Origin of the sequence: Opacimonas viscosa (assembly GCF_024199005.1) — a bacterium.
Taxonomy (GTDB): domain Bacteria; phylum Pseudomonadota; class Gammaproteobacteria; order Enterobacterales; family Alteromonadaceae; genus Opacimonas; species Opacimonas viscosa.
This window is the reverse complement of record NZ_JANATA010000011.1, coordinates 17029-41723: the sequence shown is the minus strand read 5'-3', so window position 1 is coordinate 41723 and position 24695 is coordinate 17029. Positions and strand designations below refer to the sequence as shown.

Here is a 24695-nt window from a genome sequence, read left to right as displayed (position 1 = left end):
TACTTCTATATTTTTGTTAAATTTATGTTTAAATCCACCTCTATAGCAAAATCCAAAACCTTACTTAATCAGGATTTTCTCGATATTTGCCGTGAATATTCAGTGTTAAGATTTGTTAACAAAGGTACCCAAATACACGACCGTGGTGACTATAAACCAGGTTTATCAATTGTGGTTCGTGGTGAAGTCAAAATTGGTAATTACGGTGTGGATGGACAGTATCAACTTGCTACTGTATTACAAAAAGGCGATACATTTGGTGAGTTCACGCTATTTGCAGATTTACCTAGAACGCATAATGCCCAGGCCTTAACCGACTGTGAGATATACCATATCTCTGAAACGAACTTTCACAAATTGAGTACTGAACATCCCGAGATACTGTCTTTTTTATTGGGCTCATTAGCAGTTAAATTGCATGTAACATTAGAACGGTTAGACGACGTACTAAGGCTACCCACACATGTACAGTTAGCCAAAATACTCTACCAAGCCAGCTTAATGCACAGTAATAATGTGATAAAGATGCGGCAAAGTGATTGCGCTGAAAGGCTCGGTGTAACCGTATTATCTGCTCATAAAGCAATCAAAAAACTCATTTCCTTGGATTTGATCTCAACTTCTTATGGGGCAATTTGTATTCAAGATACTGAGACAATGGCGCAATGGCTTGAAGATAACCTCTCTTTATTACCGATTCAGGTTACAACAACCCTTACTTAGCACCTCCCCTTCCTGTATAATACGACCATCGTTTGAGACCTCCAAATATATGAATTTGTATATTTGGAATGACATCAAATTTCTATCCGTTTAGAACATTATGTTCCTTGTTTAATATTGAGTTATCTATGACTGTTGAAAAGTTTACACCCAAACAAACAACTACCTTGAGTAATCCTCCAAAGGTTTTATCAGAACAAGCTGAAGCTCAATCCATTCATATTCAAGAACTCTCTAATGATACTTCTAAACCCGTAAAACTGAATGCTAAAATTGGTTTTGTTTCTCTAGGCTGTCCCAAAAACCTAGTCGACTCTGAGCGTATTCTAACTCAACTGCGTACCGAAGGTTACGATGTAGTCCCTACTTATAACGATGCTGATTTGGTCATTGTGAATACTTGTGGTTTTATCGATTCCGCTGTAGAAGAGTCACTAGACACGATTGGTGAAGCATTAAAAGAAAACGGTAAAGTTATTGTAACAGGGTGTTTGGGGATCAAAGAAGATGAAATCCGCGAAGTTCATCCAAATGTACTGTCTATCACAGGTCCTCATGCTTACGAATCTGTCGTTGCCCAAGTCCATGAGCATTTACCAAAACCTGAACACAATCCCTATTTACATTTAGTGCCAGACCATGGCATTAAATTAACACCTCGTCATTATGCTTATCTAAAAATTTCTGAAGGCTGTAATCACAAATGTACTTTTTGTATTATTCCTTCAATGCGTGGGAAATTGGATTCCAGACCTGTCGGGGACATCCTCAACGAAGCTAAGCGTTTGCAGGCGGCAGGGGTCAATGAGTTGTTAGTCATCTCACAAGATACTAGTGCCTATGGTGTGGACGTGAAGCATAAGACGGATTTTTGGGATGGTATGCCAGTGAAAACGCACATGAATAATTTGTGTGCTGAACTAGGCAAACTAGGCATGTGGGTGAGGTTGCACTATGTTTACCCTTACCCTCATGTGGATGATTTAATCCCGTTAATGGCTGAAGGTAAAATACTGCCTTATCTTGATGTTCCTTTACAACATGCATCTAAACGTATCTTAAAGTTAATGAAACGCCCAGGTAGTGCAGATAGGACATTAGAGCGTATCCAAAAATGGCGGACCATCTGTCCTGAACTTATCATTCGTTCTACTTTTATTGTCGGGTTTCCTGGCGAGACAGAAGAAGAATTCGAAGAGTTGCTAACATTCATAAAAGCGGCACAATTAGATCGTGTGGGTTGTTTTACCTATTCTCCTGTTGCTGGTGCCACAGCCAATGATTTACCTGACCATATTCCTGAAAGTGTCAAAGAGGAGCGACTGCAACGCTTTATGGCAGTGCAAAGTGAAATTAGTGCTGCTAGGTTACAACAGCGTATTGGCCAAGAATATTTAGTTGTAATTGATGAAGTAAATGCCGAAGGAGCTGTAGGACGTTGTTATGCTGACGCTCCCGAGGTAGATGGCGTCGTACATTTGAATAATTTCTTTGCGGCTGAGCCTGGCGACCGAGTTTGGGCTGAAATCATACATGCTAATGAACACGATATCTGGGGTGTTGTTATCCCCGAGGATGACGAAGGTGAAGAGGATGAAGCCAACTCCTAATGGCGTTTGCGACATCCCGAATTAGCACTAAGTCTGTTAGCCTTTAGCCTGTATAAGAAAAGCTTTAAACAATATGTACTTAATGTTGTTGTGCTTTGACCAAATCCTCGGGGGTATCAATCCCAGGAGGAGGTGTCGCAAGGGCTACATCGACATGAATACGCCCACCATGATATAACACACGTAACTGTTCGAGTGATTCAATATGCTCTAAAGGGCTTGCTTCCATGGCGACATACTGTTTGATAAAGCCCGCTGTGTATGCATAAATCCCAATGTGACGCAAATAAGTATCTGGTAAGTCAGCAAAGTGAATTGCTTCGGTCGGAGCGACCGACTCTCCCGCCAGCATATCCTTACGTGAAAATGGTAAGACTGAGCGAGAAAAATATAATGCCAACCCAAAACGGTCTGTGACAACTTTAACAATATTCGGATTAAACAACTCTTCAGTGGATTTAATTTTACATGCCAAGGTCGCCATATCTGCTTGAGGGTTAGCCGCTAAGTTTTGTGCGACTTGGGTAATGATAGATACTGGAATATGAGGTTCATCACCTTGCACATTCACCACAATCGTATCATCTGGCAGACCTAAAATATTGACGACTTCGGCCAGACGTTCGGTTCCCGACTCATGGTCATCACGAGTCATCACCACATCTCCAGAGAAGCCTGTTACCACATCAGCGATTCGCTGATCATCCGTTGCGACAATAACCTGTGAGGCCTGAGCCTTATTTGCTCGTTCGACAACATGTTGGATCATTGGTTTATCCCCCAACATTGCCAAAGGCTTACCAGGAAAACGGGTAGAACCAAAACGAGCTGGGATCACCACCACAAATTGCATATTAATTTACCTTATCAAGTTCTTCTAGACTCAGAGTGCGTGCTTGCTCTTCTAGCATAACGGGTATTGCATCTCGAATAGGAAATGCAAGTCGGTCAAAACGGCAAACCAATTCTTGAATATTATCATTGGTGTATAAAATAACTTGCCCTTTACAAACCGGGCACGCTAATACTTGTAATAGTCTTTTGTCAAATGTTCTCATTTAATTATTATTTCTTATTAAGGCAAGCAGGGAACGTTCCAAACGAACCAGAAAATCTTTGTTAAACCGAGCGCTTACAGGTAAGTAAAACCAATTTTCTGAGGCGAATGCTTTACATTTAACTGCGTCCTTTTCAGTCATTATGATGGTGGCTTGAGTATCAAGGTCCTCAGGCTGATATCGATGATGATCTGGAAAAGCCTGAGTTGACTCTATAGTAAACCCATTATCTGATAAATATTGGAAAAAACGTTTCGGATTGCCAATTGCAGCTATGGCCGTGGAGAAAGAATCAGGTACAGAAGTTGTTTCGCTAGACGCAAAGGAACAAACCTTACCGGGTATCAATTGCATTTCTACTTCTTGCTCTGTACGCGCTATGCTGTTATTCACAATGAGATAATCTATAGAGGATAAGCGCCATGCCCCCTCTCGCAGAGGCCCCATTGGGAGTAATTGACCGTTCCCCAGCCGCCGTTCATCCATAACGACGATTTCAATGTCTCTTTGTAAACGATAGTGTTGTAACCCATCATCACAAATAATAACGTCACACGTTTGCGCCAAAAGCTTTCCACCACGAACCCTATCTGGGTCAATCACAACGGGAATACCCAAGCGACCTTGCATTAAAGCGGGCTCATCGCCCACTAAATCAGCTGAGCAAGCAGGTGTGAGCAAATGTGGAAAATCAGTACAAGTACCGCCATAACCTCGTGATAAAACCCCTGGTTGATACCCTTGTGCTTGCAAATACTCTGCAATGGCGATGACCACCGGTGTTTTACCATTGCCTCCAACAGAAATATTGCCAACAATAATTACAGGAATCGATAAGCGCTCTGAAGCTAATAAACCAACGTTAAATAACCAGCGTCTAAGTCCTGAGAGCAAACGAAAAATCACTGATAAAGGCCATAAAAGCCACAACCATGTCGAATTGTTTTGCCACGCTTTTTCGATAAAACTCAAGCGAAAACTCCTTTATCGCTACGCATCAGAGAACTGCATTTTATGCAGATTAGCATACACACCATCGAGTGCGAGTAGCTCACTATGTTTACCCTGTTCTACAATAGCACCTTGTTCAATCACTAAAATGCAGTCAGCATTTTCTATCGTGGAAAGACGATGGGCAACAACAAAGCTGGTACAACGTTGTTGTAAGGTATCTAGTGCGTCTTGGATAAGGCGTTCGGACTCAGTATCAAGTGCTGAAGTTGCTTCATCTAGGATAAGAATAGGTGCATCTAGTAACAGCGCTCTGGCAATGGCTATACGCTGACGTTGTCCACCAGAAAGCATCAAGCCATTCTCTCCTACTAATGTATCCATGCCCTCAGGAAGTGCGTTTACAAACTCAAGCACATGCGCACGTTCAGCCGCATCCATAATTTTCTCACGACTAACCGCCACATCAGTCCCATAAGCAATATTATTCGCAATGGTATCGTTGAATAATGTGACATGTTGTGAGACCAAGGCAAACTGCCGACGTAAACTTGTGAGTTCAATATCCGGTAGTGGCACATCATCAATTTTAATGACGCCAGACTGCGGATCATAAAAACGCGTTAATAAATTGGAAATAGTCGATTTACCACTGCCTGATCTTCCCACTAAGGCAATGGTTTGACCCGGCGCTACTGTAAATGAAATATCCGTCAGTGCGTTGGTGGTCTTCATTGGATAACAAAAATTTACCCCGGTGAATGAGATAGCACCTTGTGCTTTAGTGAAGTGTTGTTGCCCTGTGTTTTTCTCTTCGGCCTCATCTAATATCGCAAAGATACTCGCACAGGCAGCCATCCCTCTTTGAAATTCTGTGTTAACGGTTGTAATTTGTTTTAATGGTTTAAGTAACATCGTCATACACACTACAACATTTGTAAATACACCCGCTGATAACTCAACTAGACCTGGCGTACTCGCAATAAATAAAACCACGGCCAGTGCGATGGAGGCAATAATTTGAATACTCGATACACTGAGGATTTTTGCCACCGTTAACTTTAATGTTTGTTGACGATTAAAATTATTCTTAGCTTGAAATCGCTCAAGTTCGCGTTGTTGTCCACCAAACATTAAGACCACTTTATGACCTTTGACAACTTGTTCTACCGCAGTTGTTAAATTCCCCATGGCTTGTTGGATATTTTTTGAGACGCGACGAAAACGTTTACTCACCACGGCAACTATCAAGGCTACGACCGGCCCTATCAAAAGAAATATCAGGGATAACTGCCAGGAGTAATAAAACATGACAAACAATAAACCGACGACCAAGGCCCCTTCCCTAACTAATGTCAGGAGTGCTTTACCAGCTGCTTTAGCGACTTGCTCAGTATCAAACGTTACTTTAGAAATGAGCGTACCGCTGGAGTGTTGATCGTGAAAACTCACCGGTAAGTGGATGTAGCGAGAAAACAGTTCTTGACGCATGCGCATCACAACTCGGCCACTGATCCAATCTAGCGTATAAGTCCCCATAAAATTAAAAATTCCCCGCAGGATAAACAAGGGAATAATCAGATAGGCAGCCATACGTAAAAATTCATACTCACCTTTACCTAAACTTTCATCAATTATGGGTTGTAATTGGGCTATTACAAAAGCGTCAACCGTAGAGTAGCCAATCATGCCAATAACGGCTATACCGAAATACAATTTGAAACCAGTCAAATACGTCAGGAAACGACGCACTAGATGTTTATCAACCGTTTTTTGAGAATTACTTGATACGGGAACGGGTGTCATGATCTTATGTCAGTTTTGTAATTAATTGAAATTGTTTGTTTATTGTAACCTAAGGGCCAATATAACGAAATAAAAAGCAGATATTTACTCATACGGGCGATACCAACGAGGCTGAACATCACGAATAAAATACTGAGTCCCCAGAAAGTTATCTGCACCGTCCCAAGACAATGATACGGACCCTACCTGTGCGGTATTGCTAATAAGAGCATTAACATGGCGATAATTAGCTAAAGGTCCAGGATGAGGAAACTGCCAACGATTGAGATACCCTGATGAAATAATGACGTGCTCTGGATTCACTGCTGTAACAAAGTTTCGCTGAGATGATGTCCGACTCCCATGATGTGGTGCGAGTAAAACATGGTGTTTTAGTTCCGTGGAAGACTCAACGGGATAATTCATCAACAACGCATTTTCAGCTATGAATTCTATATCACCAGGTAAGAGAATTTTATGTTTACCTACCGTCACAGAAAGCACACAAGAGGTATTATTTTTACTCAAATTCGATAAGTGATTTTCATCTTTAGGCCATAAAATATCTAGCGTAACACCGGCACGTTGGCTATTTGTAAATAACGTGGATGAGGGTTGTGCTGTACTACAATCGTAGATTTTATCATCGTGAATTTCTGCTGCTTTGGGCAAAGGACGATAGATGGGCGTATTCGGGAACGCCTCTCTCAAATAAGCTAGGCTACCCACATGATCACGATCTGCATGACTAATATAAACGGCTATAATTTCAGTTATTTGATGGCTTTTTATGTAGGGATAAAGGACATTGTTCCAGGTATTGAAACGAGATGAAAACGCATCACCTACATCAAAAATAACAGCCGCGTTGTTTTGATGTAAAATAGCGGCACTGCCCTGACCAACATCTAACACAGTAAATGTAGTAATATTTTGCTGGTACACCCCGTGCCATGACACCAGTCCAAGGATACACACTCCCCCACCTGCTAGCCGCCAATATCGAATATACATAAGTGCCACTACAAAAAAGCCTCCAATTAACCAAGCCACCAAGACAGGTCTCACTTCTGTAAAAACTAGCTGGGGTAAGTAAAGCCACTCCAACAAATAAAAATTCCAATTTAGCACAGCATTACAGCCTGCTATTAAATTGAGGGCAAAGGCATCCATTAACGATGAGGAAAAAACCGTCATGAGAGTGAAATCGACTAAAATAACTCCCAAAGTCACCAGGTGTAAAGGAACTACAAATACTGCAAAAATAGGTATCATGAGTAAATTTGCAACCATACTCACCATGCTTACCTGCCCAAAAAACCACCACGTCATAGGGATCAACAGAACACTCAATAAACATTGTAATTTGAGCGTGTAAATTGCTTTTTTTATGAAGCCTTTAGGGGTAGAAGGCAAAAACCAAGCAATTAACATAATACAACCCACTGAGCCAAAACTGAGCCAGAAACCAACTTGGTATGATGCCCAAGGAGATACCATCAATATAATCAATATGGTTAACACTAGGAACTGAGAACTCACTATGCGGATATGAAGTATTTGCACAATGACCCACAGTGCACAAACCGAAGTCGCTCTGAAAACGGGGACGGTTCCGCCTGCCATGTAGGCATAACCTAAGACGCCTAAAAAACTGGTGATTAAACAAAAGTGATTGTGCCACCTAACCTTGTTTGGCGAGGACGTAAATCGAGATAAGGTCAATAGACAACATTTCCATACGGCCAGAAAACTCCCAAAAACAATCGCAACATGCAAACCTGATATGACAAATAAATGGGCAGTACCTGTTGCAATGAGTATTTGTTTTCGTATATTTTCGTCATATGTGACTTTTTGTCCAAACAGCAATGCATTGACCCAAGGGTAGTGGCCATAATGTTGTTCGACAAAAGCGATAACGTCAGCTCGTAATGCTACTGAACGCCGTACGAGATGATTATCCCCTTGGCGCACGTAACCGGTTGCAACCATTTTATGTCCCAGCAAGTACCTTACATAATCGAACCCGCCAGCATTGCGAAAACTATGCAAAGGTTTCAATTTGACATTAAGTGACCAGGTGTCACCAACTTGTAACGATGGTGTCTTATGGTCATCCTGTTTGTAGTACCATGACAGTTTAACGGTTTGATGATACAAAGCAGATGATGGATCATTTACTTTTGCCGTAAAAGCCACTTTTTCATGTCGGATTGGCGATACTACTGGCAAGGTTGTTGTCGTGTGGCGACGTGTTCCCGTTGCTTGAATAACCACAGATAATATATCTACCGACAGTTGCTGTACTCTGTTGGTTTCCACATATTCTTGTAACAATAACCAAGGAGAAGCCAGATAAAAAAGGTAGACAAAGCCTAAAATAGCACCTAAGTATAAAGTCTGACGTAATTTCCAGTAGATTAACCCAAGTATCACACATATAATAGCAAGGTGTGTTGTGGACGGAAACTCTCGCCATATCGTAAAACTAAGTAAAACCAAGATAAACCCGCATCCACCTTGAATTAATTGATACCTTTTCCTTTGTTTGGTGGATATAAGTTGTTTAAACATGCCTAAAAAGACTATTAGAAAGTATTTGCCAGACCACAACACTATCAAAGAGCAAAAATTCCTGAAACTGTTCGGAAGTTTGTTACACGACCCAAATTTATGGCATCTCAATAGACATTCGGCCTCTGGCGCTTTTGGTGTAGGTCTATTTTTCGCCTTTTGGCCAGTACCATTTCAAATGTGGTTAGCCGCAATGGCAGCCATTCCCATGCGTGTTAATCTACCGTTATCAGTCGCTACGGTCTGGATAACTAATCCACTGACGATGCCTCCTATCTTCTTTTTGGCTTATAAAATCGGTTCTTGGATACTTGGGACGAATATGCAGGATTTTACTTTTGAGCTTTCTTGGACATGGCTGGTGGAGAGTTTAAGCACGATCGGCCCTGCATTTCTTTTAGGCTGTGCCATATGTTCAGTATTTTTTGGCACACTAGGCTATGTCAGTATGAATATTTTATGGCGGGTATCTGTGTTTAGAGCTTGGCGAGCGAGACGCGCCAAACTCAAGAAAAAATGAACTAACGCGCGACATTACTGCCGTTCCGAGCAAGAGGTTTTCTCACTAAGTTTTGATAAAACAAAAATTAATCAAGCAGAAGAGAAAAACACAGAGGCGTTAACGCCCCTGCTCCGCAAAGTACGCTAGCATTTTATCTTCATCCCACACGGCCACTCCTAAGCTGGTCGCTTTTGTCAGTTTAGACCCCGCTTTCTCTCCTGCTACTAAGAAATCCGTTTTTGCGGAGACCGAGCCAGCCACCTTGGCACCAAGTTCCATAAAAATGGCTTTGGCATCGTTGCGCCCCATACTTGATAGCGAACCTGTCAACACTATGGTTTGACCATTAAGTGGCAACGAATCCGGATTTCGGATTTCAATATTGGGCCAGTTGACACCAACGTCTCTTAACCCATCAATGATCGCTAAATTTTCTGGCGTTTGCATAAAGTCGTGTACATGCTGAGCAACGACTTCACCCACATCATCTACTTCCATTAACTCAGCAACAGAAGCTATTTTCAGCGCTTCGATTGTGCGAAAATGCAAAGCGAGATTTGCAGCCGTCGTTTCACCGACCTCTTTAATACCCAAAGCATAAAGAAACTTTGCCAATGTGGTGGTTTTTGCCTTCTCTAAGGAAGATAGAAGATTCAGTGCTGATTTTTCACCGACGCGCTCTAAGCTGATCAATTCAACTAATGACAAGTTAAACAAGTCGACGGGGGTTTGTACTAACTTGGCATCGACTAGCAACTCGACTAACTTATCGCCTAAACCATCGATGTCAAATGCTTTACGTGATGCAAAATGAATTAATGATTGTTTGCGTTGCGCAGCACAAATTAACCCACCCGTACACTTCGCTACGGCCTCTCCTGCCACTTTTTCAACACGACTAGAACACACTGGGCAGTGCGTAGGAAACACAATGGGCTCGGCATGTTCAGGACGCTGCGCTAATACGACGGAAACAATCTGCGGAATGACATCTCCAGCACGACGAATAATGACAGTGTCATGTATTTTTACACCTAATCGCTGTATTTCATCTGCGTTGTGTAGTGTTGCATTAGCTACGGTTACTCCGCCGACAAAGACAGGCTGTAAGCGTGCTACTGGGGTAATTGCACCAGTTCGACCTACTTGGAACTCAACATCTAATAATTGGGTCAGTTCTTCTTGGGCAGGAAACTTATGCGCAATAGCCCAACGTGGAGCCTTGGCTACAAACCCTAGCTTTTGTTGTAATTCGATATCATCAACTTTAAAGACGATCCCATCAATATCATAGCTAAGCGCATCCCGACGTGCCCCCAAATCAGTAAAATAACCTAAACAGGCATCAATGTTAGTAACTTTTTGAGTATCCCGACAAATTGGCAAGCCCCATTCAGCAAGTGTCTGTAAACGTGCATAATGTGAGTTAGGTAAAGGTTCCACGGGCGCTTTAACGAGCCCCATAGAGTATGCATAAAATGCCAGAGGGCGACTAGCGGTAATCTTTGAATCTAATTGGCGTAAACTACCGGCGGCGGCATTTCTAGGGTTGGCAAATGTCTTGAGTTTTTTCTCGGCTTGCTGCTCATTCAAGAGGTTAAAGCCAGATTTTGGCATAAAAACCTCACCACGTACTTCAAGCCATTGTGGAAAATCACTACCGCGCAAAGCCAAAGGAACATTCGCAATCGTCCGTACATTTTGCGTAATATCTTCTCCTACCTTGCCGTCTCCTCGTGTTGCTGCTCGCACTAGCTGACCGTTTTCATAAACTATAGAAACGGCTAAACCATCTAGTTTTGGTTCACAACAATAGTCTATATCTGAGGCATGAGTTAAACGCTCACAAATCCGCTTATTAAACGCCGTCATTTCTTCAGCAGAAAATGCGTTGTCTAGTGATAACATAGGCACTTCATGAGTGACTTGGCTAAAGGCAGATAAAGCTGCACCACCGACCTTTTGTGTAGGAGATAATGCAGAGAAGCTTTCCGGGTATTGCGTTTCTAATGCTTGTAGCTCCCTGAGTAAACGGTCGTACTCAACATCAGGAATTGTGGGTTCGTCCTGAACATAGTACTGATAATTGTATTCGTTTAACTGTTCCCTCAGTTCCTCGATTCTAGCTAAATCAAGTAAATCTGACATGTGTGTTCTATCCTAATAAACGTCGGCGTTCAAAATCTCGGATACGTTCTACGTATTGTTGTAGACCTTGTTTGGTGAGTGTACTGCGACTATCATCGAGAATTTCTGCGTTAAACTCTTCTGCTAATTTACGCGCCGCATTGTGCATCATATTAAAGACCTGATGTGCATCACTTTCTGTGGGTAATGTCATAAACAAAGATAATCCCCGAATGGATTCTTTTTCCATATTATCCACATCGAAAATACCCGGCTTAAATAGGTTTGCTAAACTAAATACGATTGGACCTTTCCCATTGTTATTCACATGTCGATGAAAAATATTATTCTCACCATATTTCATACCCAGTGTGATTAAAGCCGGTAATAACTGTGCCCCTGAGATAGGGTTATCTTTTGGCACTTTCAAGCTAATGGCTAAAAATTCTGGCTCAATATCACGTTTGAGTTGTGGTTCAGTCCGCTGTTTTTGTGTATCAGCCATCGCTTTGGCTTCATTGATTACGGGATCAATCGAATCAAAATCTATCCCAATTTGGTTAGCATCTACCACGGGCTCTCTTTTTCGCACGGTACGTTTTTTACGCCCCGTAACTAAGTTCATTGCCGCCTGAGCAATTGATGTTTTCTGTGTTTCTTCTGCAGCAGTTTGTCTTGCAGCTTCTGCGGCAACTTGTTCAGGCGTCAAATACTGAGGTACATCGAGTGCAGACGGCTGCGTGGCATCGACACTTTCAGTCACTTGTTGTACTGCATCTGAGTCAGTCACAGAACCACTCTCTGTTAATTTTTCAGTGGGTGGACTTGCCTTAAATTCAGCTGGTAACTCTGGAATGGTATAGCCCAATTCCTCTTCTGCTTTTACTTGGTTTGCCGTTCTTGGTTTAGCTTGTTCTTCATTAGAATTTACCGCACCACTTTCCAGCGTATCTGAAGTAATTGTATCTGAACTAAATAGGGGTTTGGCTTGGGGTTTTGGATTAGAGACAACTGAAGCATACAAGGGTGCTGAATCATCAGGGCTTTCTTGTTCATTCTGAGCAGATGATGACACGACATCAGTTATGTCACTTACTGAGGGAATGTCTGGGTTAAGCGCTGCTGGTAATTCGTTATTGTCTAAATCACTATCACCTGAGTTTGCAGCAACGTTTGCCGATGGCGTATTTTCCTCGGCTGTTAGTGGATGCATACTCGCTTCGTTTGTTGTCGTCACCGTTCTTGCTTTGCTCAAACCAAATTCATCAAAATCGTTGTCGTCATCAACGGATTTTTCTGTAGCAATGTCTGCTGCGTCTAAATTAATGGTTGGAGCAGAAAGATCATCATCTTTACTCCAGTGTTTTTGTGGTTTAGATGATTTACGACTAACGTAGATACCGTGAATACATACACCCAAAATAGTGATGATTCCGGCGATAATGAGTATTGACTGCAAATCCATGGAAATTAACCTTTTTTATTATACTGGTAACGTAACTGCCAAAACACCAAGAGAAAAATAAGTGCTGCGTACAACCCAATCATTTTTATTGTACTATCTTTCGCGCCCAAACGTCGAGCGCATATTGTGCAATATCCTTGGACAAAAATAACAGTGGAAGCGGATTATGCTTTGTTAGAAGACCATATTTGACAAACTCAGTAACAAATTAACACTGCGTTTTATCGCGATATAATTATAATACTAAGTTCACAAAGGAGTAAGTATGTCTCAAGCATCTGGTATTGATTATTTTTTGCAAGGTTTCCGCCTCATAAACACCAAAGGGTTACGTAGTTTTGTCCTGGTGCCTCTCACTATTAATATTCTCTTATTTGTTGGTGCTTTCTATTTTTTGTTTGGCGAAATTGCATATTATATAACCTACACTATCGCACTTATTCCTGACTGGTTGGGTTGGCTCAAAGAAGCTTTGGTTTACCTATTATGGCCCATTGCCGTCATCAGTGTTTTATTAATATTCGCGCTTATCTTTGGCACTTTAGCAAATTGGATAGCCGCACCGTTTAATGGCTTATTAGCTGAGAAAGTAGAAGCACACCTTACAGGACAAGTCATCAGTGACTTTTCTGTAATGGATATCATTAAAGATGTCCCACGTACTATAGGCCGAGAATTTACCAAATTAGCGTATTATTTACCTCGAGCCATTGGTTTTTTAATTTTGTTTTTTTTATTGCCAATTATAGGTCAAGTTTTGTGGTTTTTATTTAGTGCTTGGATGATGTCAGTACAGTACGCAGATTATCCTTTTGATAACCACAAAGTCCCATTTAATAAAATGAAAACACAGCTTTTAACTGATAAATCTCTCACGTTTAGTTTTGGTATTATGGTAAATATTTGCGCGTTAATTCCGATTGTGAACTTTCTTGTTATGCCAGTTGCTATTTGTGGTGCGACCGCCATGTGGGTAAATGAACACAAAGCAGAAGCATTAAAACAAAGCTAATCAATGATATGTGGCAACTCGACCGCCTCTAATTTGGGCTTGCCACATATATTTATACACGCTAGGTATGTAGGTAATATCGTTGTAGCGCAGAAAAGTAAACTTATCTGGCACCAACGTATACCAATTATGCGTGGTCGAGCTACATGCTTGGTGTACATATTTGGCTAGTTGAGGCTCGTCTTTTAACCACCTTTTGTATAAATCTGTAAACGGATGTTTTGATGCATATTGGGTTGGCACCTGCCCCTTGGGTGATGCCCACATATTCGGCGCAGAAAAACGGTCCTGGGGAAAACGACATTGACTGGTTTTCAGCTCATCGCGCATTGGATACTCTTCGGCGAAAAAAGCAAAATGCGCCAATTCATGAATAAACGTACTATAGGCAACATTTTCAGATAAAAACATTAGTGCTCCCCTCACATAGGCCTTCGTTTGTTCCGTCATAATAATATTTTGAGACCCAGGACTCAGTGTCAAATTGTGACAGTGCGCTCTGCGTTGACTCGCTTTATGAGTTTTATGTACCGTAAATCTTTCGTTTTCTGGTACTGCTTGAACGGGTATAGCACATTCATATGAAGAAATTTTTATCGGTAAATCAATACACAACGGTAAAAAAGACATGTTGTTGTCATGACGATACCAATTCGAAAGCTCCAAAGCCCTGATATAACCTGATAGAGAGTTTACGTGTACCTGCGGAGTAATTTGGCAATCCTGTGCAACCTGCTGAAATGATGGATGGATTAGGCGTTTCACACTGGCGTGTGCAGAATGCACAAAAAAGATAAAAATGAAAACAAAAAGTACTTTGTAGGATAAGAGCAAGCTAAAACCCCTCATAAAAACGTGCATTGCTTACTCATTTTCAGCTATTTTCGTATCTGAGGGATTACGTTGATGCAACAGCTCGAGTTCTAATCTCGCATAGCGGTGTTCAACAAACTCAAAAACATTAGTGGCTAATGCTAATTTGAAGAAGTTTTTAGCCACTGCCGGCTGGTCTCTATCCGCATAATATTTACCCAAATAAAAATAGACCTCACATAAACGCTCGCTAAGCTGCTTTTGATTTTCCAAGCCCAAAAGTAAATCACCTAACAAATCACTTTGCGTTATTTCCCCCAAATAAAAATCAATCAGTCTGATGGTCCAAGCGCCGGTACTAACGCCAGATTTGGCGTTTTCTAGAGAATGAAGCGCGGCTTTGGGATCTATTCGGTAATGGATCAAATAACGCCATAATATACGATAAGTATCACTCGTATCCGTCGCGTAAAATGCATTAATATCACTCAATGATAATTCGTAGCGTTTATCATAATAAGAAGCAAGTGCTCGATTCAGATAAGCAAAGTGATAGCTCGGATCAATCTCTAAAGTAGAGTCAAACGCTTCATATGCTTCTATAAAATCTCCGCGTAATGTGTGCTGGATCCCAAGAGAATTATACACTCCTGGGATGTCAGGTTGTAGTCGGATAGCTTGGGTGAAATCATAAAAAGCCAAGGCATGTAAACCGACACTATCGTAGAGTAACCCCCTGCGAAAGAACATTTGTGCGCGTTCCTCTTCGCTTAATTTGGTATTCAATACAATTTGGTTTAGTTGAGCTATGGCTCTTTGTGACTGAAAAGAATTTACTAACGGCTCTGCAATCACTAAATTAGCAATCGCATTATTATCTGGTGTTGGTGTAATGTTGGGGGTATTTTGCATCTCTGTCGTTTGGGCACACGCAAAGGTTAAACCACACAAAACCGTTATTAAAAATAATCTCATAAACGTTAGTCACCATGAATATAAAAGGTTTTACCAAACAACAACATTACCGTCAAACAATATAGTAACATAAATCAGATACAAAAATGCCACGTTAAACGTGGCATTTTATGACACTTAAATTGTGTTTAGAAAAGCTTATTCAGCGTCATCTGCAACGGGTGCAGCCGGCTTTTCAATCAACTCTTTCATACTCAAACGAACACGATTCTGACGGTCAATTTCCATGACTTTTACATCAACCTCTTGGCCTTCAGTCAAGTAGTCTGTTACCTTCGCAACACGCTCATGGGCGATTTGTGAGATGTGCACTAGGCCGTCTTTACCAGGAAGGACTTCAACGAATGCACCAAAGTCAGCAATGCGCGAAACTTTACCTTTGTAAACCTTACCTACTTCAATCTCTGCAGTTACTTGCTTAATACGCTCGATAGCAATATCCGCTTTCGCTTTTTCTGTTGCAAAAATTTTGATAGTACCATCATCTTCGATTTCGATATTGGTATCAGAAGCTTCAGTGATCGCACGAATCGTCGCACCACCTTTACCAATAACGTCACGGATCTTGTCAGACTCCACTTTAAGCGTATAAATACGCGGAGCAAATTCTGATAACTCTTCACGGTGGCCATTGATTGCTTGGTCCATGACACCAAGAATGTGGATACGAGCATCTTTGGCTTGTTTAAGTGCAATCTGCATGATTTCTTGAGTGATACCTTCAATTTTGATATCCATCTGTAATGCAGTAATACCATTCGTCGTACCTGCTACTTTAAAGTCCATATCACCTAAGTGATCTTCATCACCTAAGATGTCAGATAGAACAACAAAGTTATCGTCAGATTTAACTAGACCCATCGCAATACCTGCAACCGATGCTTTAATCGGTACACCAGCATCCATCAATGCTAAAGAAGTACCACACACAGAAGCCATTGATGAAGAACCATTTGATTCCGTAATTTCTGAAACAACGCGAACCACATATGGGAATTCTTCCATGGAAGGCATTACTGCTTGCATCCCACGTTTAGCAAGGCGACCGTGACCAATCTCACGACGCTTAGGTGAACCAATCATCCCTGTTTCACCAACACTGTATGGAGGGAAGTTATAGTGCAACATGAAGCGAGAGCTCGTCATGCCACCTAACTCATCAATCATCTGTGCATCACGCTCCGTACCTAGTGTAGCAGCAACTAATGCTTGGGTTTCACCACGCGTAAATACCGCTGAACCGTGAGTTCTTGGTAATAAACCCGTCGCCACATCAAGCGCACGAATCATCGCAGGATCACGACCGTCAATACGCGGCTCGCCGGCTAAGATGCGTGAACGCACAATATCAGATTCTAAGTCATGTAAGATATCCAATACTTCTTTGGCATCTTGTTCTGCATTGTCTGCAAGCACCGCTTCAAGTGCTTTTGCTGTAACCGCTTCAACAGCTACTTTACGCTCTAATTTGTCCGAAATTTGGTAAGCCGCAGTCATGCCTTCTGTGGCTAAAGCCGCTAACTTATCTTTTAATTCTGTGTTTTCAGCGGGTGCTGACCATTCCCATTTAGGCGTGTTAACTTCAGCAGCGAATTCAGAAATGGCATTGACTACCGCTTGTGACTCGGTGTGACCATAAACAACAGCACCAAGCATCACTTCTTCAGATAATACTTTAGCTTCTGACTCAACCATTAGAACGGCTGAATCTGTACCAGCAACCACTAAGTCTAAATCGCTGTTTTCTAACTCAGACGTAGACGTATTTAAGATATATTCGCCATTTTTATAACCGACACGTGCAGCACCGATTGGACCATTAAATGGGATACCTGAAATAGATAGCGCAGCAGAAGTACCAATCATTGCAATGATATCAGTTGGGATTTCTGGGTTAGCAGATACGACTGTAATAACTACTTGTACTTCGTTTTTGAAACCTTCTGGGAATAATGGACGAATTGGACGGTCAATAAGACGGGCAATTAACGTTTCACTTTCTGATGGACGGCCTTCACGTTTGAAGAAACCACCTGGAATTTTACCAGCTGCATAGGCTTTTTCTTGGTAATTTACCGTTAATGGGAAGAAGCTTTGGTCTGGTTTTGCTTCTTTTTTGCCAACAACAGTTACTAGAACTGAAGTATCATCCATGCTTGCTAATACAGCAGCAGTTGCTTGACGAGCAATTACGCCCGTTTCCAATGTGACAGTATGCTGACCATACTGAAATGTTTTAGTAATAGGAGTCACTATTTATCCTTTAAAATATATTTTTGTTTGCTATTAATCGCGCGCATATTATAGGTGTATAAGATAAATAATGCTAGGAATTAGAGAATAAAGTTCACTAAGTTCACATACTTAGCTAAGTTTTATGATTACCCCTCAAGTGGTATCTGTCCAATTTTTTTACAAATCTCATTATTTAATCAACTCATTTCAGTGGAACCTTTATTTTCATTGACCTTGCGAGGTTGGACTAATCTTTGCTTTTATTAAATAGACAGGCGTAAGTTATGGTGATGACGAATATTTGCAATCACCATGGCTAAAACGAATGACTCTGACCTGTTTGGTTATTCATGTAGCACTAGATTTTTTTGTGAGGATGTATGTCTAGATATAAAAAAGCTGAACAATTAGTAAGAACACTCCACAGTGAACTTGAAGAAGAAATGAAATTACCAGCATTAAGTGATATTTCCGAAAAACGCTTATGTTTATTGCTTGAAAGAATTTATCGGTTTGAAACGCGTTGTACGTTAAAAAAACAAAAATACTCAGAAAAGCAATGTGTTGCTTTGCGTGGAGCAATAGCTGATTTGTTATTACTGCTGGATAGCTTTGACTTAAAAGATGCGATTGCAAACCGCAATAATGGAAGTGATCAACAAAATGACATGGGTAGCGTTGCATAGTTACACCAGTTACCGACGATTGAGTGTCTTCGAAATAGTAAAGTAATGACGGGTACTGTCTGAATAATCCCACCATTACTTTTGCAAATACCAATAAAATTATTAGCACATGTGTATAGGAACAGTTGTGATTGTTACAAAGACAAAATTGAGGCGGGGATAAAATGATGAGTTTTCTGACTATCAGCATCTTAGTGATCATTGTGCTTTACGGCATTTATTTCTACGATAAGACATATTTATCTGGTAGAAAAAAACTCAATATCGAAAAGTTTCTACAGCGTAAAAACAAACAACAACCCAATGACACTGACGCTGAATAATATCCCTCAAAACAAAAAACCGAAATCAATAAAGATTCCGGTTTTTTTAAAATGGTGCGGATGGGGGGACTTGAACCCCCACGAGCGTTAGCTCACCACCCCCTCAAGATGGCGTGTCTACCAATTCCACCACATCCGCAAATTTGGTTTTAGTTCGTACCTGGCTTACCTTCTTCTTTCTCAGTAGTATCTGATGTTGCAGGAACATCAGAAGCAGGTACAGAGTTTTGCACTGGCGCTGTGTTTACTGGCACATCGGCAGCCGGTAATTCTACAGGTGCAGTTACTGGGATTTCAAGATTTTCCCACTCATCAACGGCTTTTTCGTTGGATGCAGTTAGGTTACCCAGTAGTAAAGAAATAACAAAAAATAAGGTCGCAAGAATAGCTGTAGAGCGAGTTAAAAAGTTACCTGAACCAGAAGAACCAAATACCGTGTTGGAGCCACCACCACCTAAAGAAGCCCCCATGTCAGCCCCTTTACCTTGTTGGATTAGTACTAAACCGATCAACAATAAAGCTACCACCAAATAAGCAACAATTAAAACTTCTTGTAACATATTAACCTCTTTGCTCTGCCGCTTGGCAGATTTCTAAAAATTCTTTCAACTTCAAGCTAGCACCGCCAACAAGCCCACCATCAATATCTTGTTGAGCAAACAACTCAGGGGCCGATGCTGCATTCACACTGCCACCATATAGGATAGTAGTGTTCGTTGCTATGTCAGTATCATACTCTGCTAAAAACTCACGAATAAACGAATGTACTTCTTGGGCTTGTGCCGGTGTAGCAGTCAAACCCGTACCTATAGCCCAAATCGGCTCATAAGCTATGATGCATTTATCAATGCCAGCAATCCCGATCTCAGTAATAGCTGATAACAATTGGTCTGTCAAAAAGTCAAACATTGCACCAGATTCACGAGTTTCAAGGCTTTCCCCAACACAAAAAATGGGTGTTAGACCAGCATCAATAGCCGCTGACAACTTTTTAGCAATGACTTGGTTAGACTCTTTATACAACTCTCTTCTTTCAGAGTGCCCTATAATCACATATTCAGCATTCACATCTTTGAGCATGGCTACTGAAGACTCTCCAGTAAACGCTCCAGATGTGTGCTCTGAAACATTTTGTGCACCTAACGCAAAGTTAGCATCTTGTACTGTTGCTAAATAAACACTAGGTAAGCATAAAATAGGACTAACCTTAGTGAATGAGGTGTCTGCAAAACCAGTAAGAAAATCCTGAACTAAAAAACGGTCACCATTTAGCTTCCAATTTCCAGCGACGATCATCTTTCTATCCATTTTGACAACTTCCATTCCTAATAATGGCCGAGGATATTACCCAACCAAGCTTTAATATACAAGGGTTTTATCTAATTATTACTGTGTTGTAATTGATTTAACGGTATCTGCAATAGCATCTGCTGATTTTTGCGCCAATTCTGCATCTTCAGCTTCCACCATTACTCGAATTAAAGGCTCTGTGCCACTTTTACGCAACAATACGCGACCTGATTTACCCATTTCTAATTCAGCCGCAGCTACTGCAGCAAGGACTTGTTCGTGTTGTAAGTAATCTTCATCACTCGGCTCATACTTCACATTGATGAGAACTTGCGGATATTTTTTCATTCCTTGAGCCAGATCGTGTAACGACAAGTCACTTTGTAACATAGCAGTGATTACTTGTAAGCCCGCGATAATACCATCACCTGTTGAAGTCGCAGTCAAATTCAAGATATGTCCGGAACCTTCCCCACCAATTCGCCAATCATTTTCTTTCAGTAATTCCATGACGTAACGATCGCCAACTTTACTGCGCTTAAATGGAATACCTAAGTTTTGTAATGCTAATTCAAGACCTAAATTACTCATTTGGGTCCCTACAACCCCACCATGCAAACGGCTTGATTTTAATGCATCTCTGGCAATGATAAATAGAATTTGGTCACCGTCGATAATATTTCCCTTGTGATCGACCATGATGATTCGATCGCCATCACCATCAAGTGCAAAACCCAGATCCGCAGAATGCTCTAAGACAGCAGCTCGACATGCTTGCATAGATGTCGCACCGACCTTGTAATTAATATTTAATCCGTCTGGTTTCGTCCCAATAGGAATGACCTCTGCCCCTAATTCTTGAAGAACATTCGGAGCAATGTGGTAAGTCGCACCATGCGCACAATCAACCACGATTTTCAAACCTGAAAGCGATAAACCAGAAGGGAATGTGCCTTTACAAAACTCAATATAGCGGCCAGCAGCATCGTCAATGCGCATAGCTTTACCTAATTTATCCGATTCCACACAATCCATTGGCGCTTCTAGCAGACTCTCAATCGCTAGTTCGACTTCGTCATCTAGTTTTGTGCCTTGTGCAGAAAAGAATTTAATACCATTATCGTAATAAGGATTGTGTGATGCACTAATAACTATCCCAGCTTCAGAGCGAAAGGTTTTGGTTAAGTACGCGATGGCAGGCGTTGGCATTGGCCCGAGTAAGCCAACATTGATACCTGCGGCTGAAAGACCTGCTTCCAATGCAGATTCGAGCATGTAGCCTGAAATGCGGGTGTCTTTCCCAATTAATACTTTATTGGTGCCCTTACCAGCAAGTACTTTACCGGCTGCCCAACCAAGTTTAGTGACAAATTCAGGATTGATCGCTGATGCGCCAACACGTCCACGGATACCATCTGTTCCAAAATACTTTCTTTCACTCATTTGTACATTCCTTACGTACGTTACTGCTTATTCTTTTATTGTACCGCATTCATTTGGTTAAAAACACGTACAATATCTACTGTTTCTGCAACATCATGGACGCGCAATATACTCGCTCCCTTTGTCAAAGCTAATAATCCACATGCCAGGGAGCCCGGTAGTCTTTCTGCTACCGGTTTCTCCAATAATTGACCAATCATCGATTTTCGCGACATCCCAGCAAGTACTGGTACATTCAAATATTGAAATTTATTGAAGTGTTTCAACAACTGATAATTATGCTCAAGGGTTTTACCAAAGCCAAAACCAGGATCGACAATAATTTGATCTGAAGGTATGCCTGCAGCTATACACTCTTGAATACGTTGGGCGAGAAAATCGTAAACTTCACCCACTACAGATTCATAAGCGGGTGCTTCTTGCATACTACGAGGGGTCCCTTGCATGTGCATAAGACATACTGGAACGTCCAAACTAGCAGCTGTTGCTAAAGCACCCTCGGCAGAGAGTGCGCAGACATCGTTGATCATTCGTGCACCAGCATTGACCGCCTCTTTCATTACCATCGGTTTGCTCGTATCAATAGAAACAATACAGTCATGCTGGGCAACAATCGCCTCTATTACAGGAACCACACGTGCGATCTCTGTGGCCTCATCGACCGGTTCAGCTCCAGGCTTGGTTGATTCTCCACCCACATCGATAATTGTGGCACCTGCTGCAAGCATTTTTTGTGCTTGAGCAAGAGCCGCTTCAGTATCTGCAAACAGTCCACCATCCGAAAAAGAATTAGGGGTAACGTTTAGAATTCCCATTACCTGAGGTTGATTAAAACTCAGTGATTTATCCTTAAATTGCATCAGGTACTCCAATAATAATCATCAAAAAAAAACGCCGGATAATCCAGCGTTTTAAACGTTTAAATAGACTTAATGTGGCAAGTCACCTGGCTCACCTACATTAGGTGCGCCTTTATCATCACCTGTCGATGTAGAACCACCGGTTGCGTTATCATCTTTCTTTTTATCACGCTTTTCCCAGTCGGCTGGCGGTCTGACATCCGTACGAGCCATGAGGTCATCGATCTGTTTTGCATCGATTGTTTCATACTTCATCAGCGCATCTTTCATGGAGTGAAGTACATCTAGGTTTTCCTTGAGAATGTTTTCTGCGCGCTTGTAATTGCGATCTAGTAACTCTTTTATTTCTGCATCAATGGCACGTGCAGTTTCGTCAGACATACTACTAGATTTAGCACTAGTACGACCCAAGAACACTTCTCCCTCTTCTTCAGCGTAAAGTTGAGGTCCCATTTTTTCAGATAGTCCCCATTGGGTGACCATTTTTCGCGCTATTTCCGTTGCTCGCTCAATGTCGTTGGAAGCACCAGTGGTAACTTTATCAGAACCATAAATGATGTCTTCAGCTAAACGACCACCATACAAACTAGAAATCATACTTTCTAGGTGCTGCTTAGAATGACTGACTCTGTCTTGTTCCGGTAAATACATCGTCACACCTAACGCTCGACCACGCGGTATGATTGATACTTTATACACTGGATCATGCTCGGGTACTAAACGCCCAACAATCGCATGGCCAGCTTCATGATAAGCAGTCATGGCTTTTTCTTCTTCGGACATCACCATCGATTTACGTTCAGAGCCCATCATGATCTTGTCTTTGGCTTTTTCAAATTCATCCATAGAGACTAGACGCTGGTTTGAACGCGCAGCGAATAAAGCAGCTTCGTTTACTAGGTTAGCCAAGTCTGCACCAGAAAAACCAGGTGTTCCTCGAGCAATAACCGCCGGCTCTACATTGTCAGCAATGGGGACTTTACGCATGTGAACTTTTAATATTTGCTCACGACCGCGGATATCAGGCAGACCTACCACAACCTGACGGTCAAAACGGCCTGGACGCAATAACGCAGGATCGAGAACGTCTGGACGGTTAGTTGCCGCGATGACAATGATACCTTCATGACCTTCGAAACCATCCATCTCAACTAACATTTGGTTCAAAGTTTGCTCACGTTCGTCGTGACCACCACCTAGACCAGCACCACGTTGACGACCCACTGCATCGATTTCATCAATAAAGATAATACAAGGAGCGCTTTTCTTGGCTTGTTCGAACATATCACGAACACGGGATGCACCTACACCCACAAACATTTCAACAAAATCCGAACCAGATATAGCAAAGAAAGGGACTTTTGCTTCACCCGCTATCGCTTTTGCTAGTAAAGTTTTACCTGTCCCAGGTGGACCCACCATCAATACACCTTTGGGGATTTTACCACCAAGCTTTTGGAATTTAGAAGGATCGCGTAAGAAATCGACCAATTCAGAAACATCTTCTTTAGCCTCATCACAGCCTGCAACATCAGCAAATGTTGTTTTAATTTGGTCTTCGCCCAATAATTTTGCTTTTGACTTGCCAAAAGACATTGCGCCCTTACCACCACCGCCTTGCATTTGACGCATGAAAAATATCCACACACCGATAAGCAGTAACATAGGAAACCAGGAGATGAAAATTGAAGCTAAGAAAGATTGTTCGGCAGGCGGTTCGCCTATTACACGAACATCTTGCTTAACCAAGTCAGAAACTAATTGGTCATCAAAATAAGGAATATAAGTAACAAAATTGTCGCCAGAACGTTTTACGCCGCGGATTTCATTTTTGCTGCTATCGATGCGTACTTCACGGATCATTCCTTGATTAGCTTCTTTAAGAAATGTTGTGTAATCCGTTTGTGCTCGAGTATTTTCGCCAGGCGAAAAGCTTTCGAAAACGGCCATTAGCACAACGGCTATGACTAACCATAAGATTAAATTTTTTGCCATATCACTCAACGCTGTCAACCTCTTGTTATATCAGTTTGTGAGAGTAAAATTCTAGACTACAATAAAATGTATCTAGATGCCACTACATACACAACATGAAGGTACTAAAACCAATTTTAATGAGTTACCTATATTCATACGGAAAGAGCTTACATTGTGTTCATTATTCATTGTGAAAGTTCTCAGTGAGTAATATTAAATGTGTTCTCGAGTCCAACCTGTAACGTTTCAAATGTGAATCGTTACAACAATATTGGTCTTATAG

21 protein-coding genes and 1 tRNA gene are annotated in these 24695 nt (G+C 41.5%); 6 read left to right on the top strand and 16 right to left on the bottom strand.

Annotated elements, in window-relative coordinates:
- Positions 1-24: 24 nt before the first annotated feature.
- Together NLF92_RS07525 and rimO are read left to right on the top strand one after the other, a co-directional pair.
- Positions 25-723 (top strand): Crp/Fnr family transcriptional regulator, encoded by a 699-nt coding sequence (locus NLF92_RS07525; protein ID WP_254100414.1) that lies wholly within the window; start codon positions 25-27, stop codon positions 721-723.
- Between the two features lie 128 nt (positions 724-851).
- On the top strand, positions 852-2333 hold the full coding sequence (rimO, locus tag NLF92_RS07520; RefSeq protein WP_254100412.1) for a 30S ribosomal protein S12 methylthiotransferase RimO: 1482 nt from the start codon (positions 852-854) through the stop codon (positions 2331-2333).
- A gap of 79 nt (positions 2334-2412) precedes the next feature.
- On the opposite strand, the gene kdsB is transcribed toward rimO, so the two are convergent.
- The 5 genes from kdsB to NLF92_RS07495 form a co-directional block, all read right to left on the bottom strand.
- Positions 2413-3186 (bottom strand): 3-deoxy-manno-octulosonate cytidylyltransferase, encoded by a 774-nt coding sequence (gene kdsB, locus NLF92_RS07515; RefSeq protein WP_254100410.1) that lies wholly within the window; start codon positions 3184-3186, stop codon positions 2413-2415.
- 1 nt (position 3187) lies between these two features.
- Positions 3188-3391, bottom strand: coding sequence for a Trm112 family protein (locus NLF92_RS07510; RefSeq protein WP_254100408.1), 204 nt, complete (start codon positions 3389-3391; stop codon positions 3188-3190).
- A complete protein-coding gene (gene lpxK / locus NLF92_RS07505; RefSeq protein WP_254100407.1) occupies positions 3392-4363 on the bottom strand; it encodes a tetraacyldisaccharide 4'-kinase in 972 nt (323 codons plus the stop codon).
- An 18-nt stretch (positions 4364-4381) separates the two neighbouring features.
- On the bottom strand, positions 4382-6148 hold the full coding sequence (gene msbA / locus NLF92_RS07500; protein WP_254100405.1) for a lipid A export permease/ATP-binding protein MsbA: 1767 nt from the start codon (positions 6146-6148) through the stop codon (positions 4382-4384).
- 84 nt (positions 6149-6232) lie between these two features.
- The gene (locus NLF92_RS07495; RefSeq protein ID WP_254100403.1) at positions 6233-8704 is read right to left on the bottom strand and encodes a DNA internalization-related competence protein ComEC/Rec2; all 2472 of its coding nucleotides are present in this window, start codon (positions 8702-8704) and stop codon (positions 6233-6235) included.
- Here NLF92_RS07495 and NLF92_RS07490 point away from each other — a divergent pair.
- Positions 8703-9224, top strand: a complete 522-nt coding sequence (locus tag NLF92_RS07490; protein WP_254100401.1) for a DUF2062 domain-containing protein — start codon at positions 8703-8705, stop codon at positions 9222-9224. The genes NLF92_RS07495 and NLF92_RS07490 overlap by 2 nt on opposite strands.
- 99 nt (positions 9225-9323) lie before the next feature.
- Here the strand turns inward: NLF92_RS07490 and ligA are convergent, their stop codons facing one another.
- Positions 9324-11354, bottom strand: a complete 2031-nt coding sequence (ligA, locus tag NLF92_RS07485) for an NAD-dependent DNA ligase LigA (protein ID WP_254100399.1) — start codon at positions 11352-11354, stop codon at positions 9324-9326.
- A 7-nt stretch (positions 11355-11361) separates the two neighbouring features.
- Entirely contained in the window at positions 11362-12798 is a 1437-nt protein-coding gene (zipA, locus tag NLF92_RS07480) for a cell division protein ZipA (RefSeq protein WP_254100397.1), read from the bottom strand.
- A 265-nt stretch (positions 12799-13063) separates the two neighbouring features.
- Here zipA and cysZ point away from each other — a divergent pair, with 265 nt between their 5' ends.
- Positions 13064-13810, top strand: a complete 747-nt coding sequence (cysZ, locus tag NLF92_RS07475; RefSeq protein WP_254100395.1) for a sulfate transporter CysZ — start codon at positions 13064-13066, stop codon at positions 13808-13810.
- Here cysZ and NLF92_RS07470 read toward each other — a convergent pair whose 3' ends face one another.
- From NLF92_RS07470 to pnp, 3 genes are all read right to left on the bottom strand, one after another.
- Positions 13811-14644, bottom strand: a complete 834-nt coding sequence (locus NLF92_RS07470) for a hypothetical protein (protein WP_254100393.1) — start codon at positions 14642-14644, stop codon at positions 13811-13813. It lies immediately after the preceding gene.
- Positions 14645-14674: 30 nt separating this feature from the next.
- Positions 14675-15598 (bottom strand): lipoprotein NlpI, encoded by a 924-nt coding sequence (gene nlpI, locus NLF92_RS07465; protein ID WP_254100391.1) that lies wholly within the window; start codon positions 15596-15598, stop codon positions 14675-14677.
- A 138-nt stretch (positions 15599-15736) separates the two neighbouring features.
- Positions 15737-17851: a polyribonucleotide nucleotidyltransferase gene (gene pnp, locus NLF92_RS07460; protein ID WP_254100389.1), complete on the bottom strand. Its 2115-nt coding sequence runs from the start codon at positions 17849-17851 to the stop codon at positions 15737-15739.
- A gap of 362 nt (positions 17852-18213) precedes the next feature.
- Here pnp and NLF92_RS07455 point away from each other — a divergent pair, with 362 nt between their 5' ends.
- Both NLF92_RS07455 and NLF92_RS07450 read left to right on the top strand, forming a co-directional pair.
- Positions 18214-18519 carry a hypothetical protein gene (locus tag NLF92_RS07455; protein WP_254100387.1) on the top strand — a complete coding sequence of 102 codons (306 nt, stop codon included), beginning with the start codon at positions 18214-18216 and terminating at the stop codon, positions 18517-18519.
- Between the two features lie 167 nt (positions 18520-18686).
- Positions 18687-18842 (top strand): hypothetical protein, encoded by a 156-nt coding sequence (locus NLF92_RS07450; RefSeq protein ID WP_254100385.1) that lies wholly within the window; start codon positions 18687-18689, stop codon positions 18840-18842.
- 52 nt (positions 18843-18894) lie between these two features.
- Here NLF92_RS07450 and NLF92_RS07445 read toward each other — a convergent pair.
- The 6 genes from NLF92_RS07445 to ftsH all read right to left on the bottom strand — a co-directional run bounded on the left by NLF92_RS07445 (position 18895) and on the right by ftsH (position 24439).
- Positions 18895-18981: transfer RNA gene (locus tag NLF92_RS07445), tRNA-Leu, on the bottom strand.
- A gap of 10 nt (positions 18982-18991) precedes the next feature.
- Positions 18992-19402 (bottom strand): preprotein translocase subunit SecG, encoded by a 411-nt coding sequence (gene secG / locus NLF92_RS07440; RefSeq protein ID WP_254100383.1) that lies wholly within the window; start codon positions 19400-19402, stop codon positions 18992-18994.
- Position 19403: 1 nt separating this feature from the next.
- Positions 19404-20150: a triose-phosphate isomerase gene (tpiA, locus tag NLF92_RS07435; RefSeq protein WP_254100381.1), complete on the bottom strand. Its 747-nt coding sequence runs from the start codon at positions 20148-20150 to the stop codon at positions 19404-19406.
- Between the two features lie 78 nt (positions 20151-20228).
- Positions 20229-21575 carry a phosphoglucosamine mutase gene (glmM, locus tag NLF92_RS07430; protein ID WP_254100379.1) on the bottom strand — a complete coding sequence of 449 codons (1347 nt, stop codon included), beginning with the start codon at positions 21573-21575 and terminating at the stop codon, positions 20229-20231.
- A gap of 35 nt (positions 21576-21610) precedes the next feature.
- Positions 21611-22435, bottom strand: coding sequence for a dihydropteroate synthase (gene folP / locus NLF92_RS07425; RefSeq protein ID WP_254100377.1), 825 nt, complete (start codon positions 22433-22435; stop codon positions 21611-21613).
- Positions 22436-22504: 69 nt separating this feature from the next.
- Positions 22505-24439 carry an ATP-dependent zinc metalloprotease FtsH gene (gene ftsH / locus NLF92_RS07420; protein ID WP_254100375.1) on the bottom strand — a complete coding sequence of 645 codons (1935 nt, stop codon included), beginning with the start codon at positions 24437-24439 and terminating at the stop codon, positions 22505-22507.
- Positions 24440-24695: the final 256 nt, after the last annotated feature.